Below are 2103 nucleotides of genomic sequence, written 5' to 3'. Positions count from 1 at the left end.
AACACCCCCACAAGAGACGGAAATCCGCGATGAACGAAACCACCCGCACGTACGACGTCATCGTCATCGGCGCAGGACCGGTGGGCGAGAACGTTGCCGAACGCACCCGTGCCGCGGGCCTGAGCACCGTGATCGTGGAACGCGAACTGCTCGGCGGTGAATGCTCCTACTGGGCCTGCGACCCCAGCAAGGCACTCCTGCGGCCGGTGATCGCCCAGGCAGACGCACGCCGCGTCCCCGGACTCGCGCACCTGGCCGCCGCACCGCTGGACGTCGACGCAGTCCTCGCCCACCGCGACGCGATGTCCTCCTACTGGAAGGACGACGACCAGGTCGCCTGGCTGGACTCGGTATCCGTCGACCTCATACGCGGCCACGGCCGCCTGCAGGGCCCGCGCACGGTCCGCGTGCACACCGCCGACGGCGAGAACATCCTCCTCACCGCACGGCACGCCGTAGCCGTCTCCACCGGCAGCAGCACGGCACTGGCCGACATCCCCGGAGCGGACACGGTCGGTGCGTGGACCAACCGCGAAGCCACCAGCTCCGGGACGGTCCCCGCACGCCTGATCGTGGTGGGCGGCGGCGTCGTGGGCGTCGAGATGGCCACCGCCTGGCAGGCACTCGGCTCGCAGGTCACCCTCCTGGTCAGAGAGGACGAACTGCTGCAGCGCATGGAACCGTTCGCCGGAGAAATGGTCACCGACGCACTGGCCGAAGCCGGCGTCGACATCCGCTTCGAGACGACCGTCTCCTTGCTGACCCGCACCGGCGGCGAAGTCCGCGCCACCCTCTCCGACGGCGACCACCTGGCCGCCGACGAGATCCTCTTCGCCACCGGCCGCACCCCGCGCACCGGCGACCTGGGGCTGGAGACCATCGGCCTGACACCGGGCGACTGGCTCACGGTGGACGACACCTTCCGCGTCACCGACGTCACCGACGGCTGGCTCTACGCAGTCGGCGACGTCAACCGCCGCGCCCTCATGACCCACCAGGGCAAATACCAGGCCCGCATCGCCGGCGCGGTCATCGCCGCCCGGGCCACGGGAGAACAGGTCGACGACACCCGATGGGGCGCGCATGCCGCCACAGCCGACACCACCGCCGTACCGCAGGTCGTCTTCACCCACCCCGAAGTCGCCTCCGTCGGCCTGACCACCCGCGAAGCACAACGCTACGGGCACCGCATCAAGGTCGTCGACTACGACCTCGCCCGCCTCGCCGGCGCCCACCAGTACGGCGAGGACTACCGCGGCAAGGCCCGCATGCTCATCGACACCGAACGCGGCACCGTCGCCGGGGTCACCTTCGCCGGACCCGGGGTCGCCGAACTCCTGCACGCCGCCACCATCGCCGTCGTCGGCGAAGTACCCATCGACCGGCTTTGGCACGCCGTACCGGCCTTCCCCACCCTCAGCGAAGTCTGGCTGCGACTCCTCGAGACCCACCGCGGCTGACCACTTCACCCACCCGCCCCGGCCTGGCCGGGCACACCTGGACGCTGACGGGCACCCCGACACCCCGCCCGGCACCCGGTACCAGGACCGCCATCCCCTGGCCTCCACCGCCGAGAAGCCGTCACCGGGAGAAGCTCTTCCCCATCGCGGCGCCTGCCCGGCGGCGCCCCCACACACGCCCGTCTCGCCGGACGACCGACAAGGCTCCGGCGAGACGCGGCCACCCCGCACCCCGGCCACCATCAGGGAACCGGATACAAGCCCCCGGTGCCGGCCCGTACCCCTTCCCCTCCCGGACCGGCACCGGGCCATCGCTCATCACCGGCCAGCCGTCAAAACCATCGCCGGCCAAACGAGAACGACAGGCCAGCCCGCCCGCCTTCCCGGTCAGAGGGTTGGCCACGGGCACCGCCTTGCCGCACTGCGACGAAGAAGGTGCACCAGCCGCCGCCCGCCCAGTGCCTGCGATCTGAAAGATCGTCATGTAATTACTGGTCAGGAGCGCGGAACAGCTCCCGCCCCGCATGTGTTTTTTGACCCCTTGCTTTGGAACCGCTTCGCCGCCTGGATGGCCTTTCCTGCCGATCTCCCGACGCAGACTCCGCAGCTCTTGTTTGTCTCAAAGCACTGTGTCCCGCAGGCC

Annotated in this window: 1 protein-coding gene; it reads left to right on the top strand. The window is 70.2% G+C overall.

What is annotated here, in order from left to right; genetic code table 11:
- Nucleotides 1-29: 29 nt before the first annotated feature.
- Nucleotides 30-1460, top strand: coding sequence for a dihydrolipoyl dehydrogenase family protein (locus ABT085_RS45930; RefSeq protein ID WP_351623120.1), 1431 nt, complete (start codon nucleotides 30-32; stop codon nucleotides 1458-1460).
- Nucleotides 1461-2103: the final 643 nt, after the last annotated feature.

The sequence above is a fragment of the Streptomyces sp. NPDC002265 genome, assembly GCF_040296125.1.
GTDB lineage: Bacteria > Actinomycetota > Actinomycetes > Streptomycetales > Streptomycetaceae > Streptomyces.
Note: the sequence above shows the minus strand (reverse complement) of the source record. Positions and strands in the feature narration are given on the sequence as shown.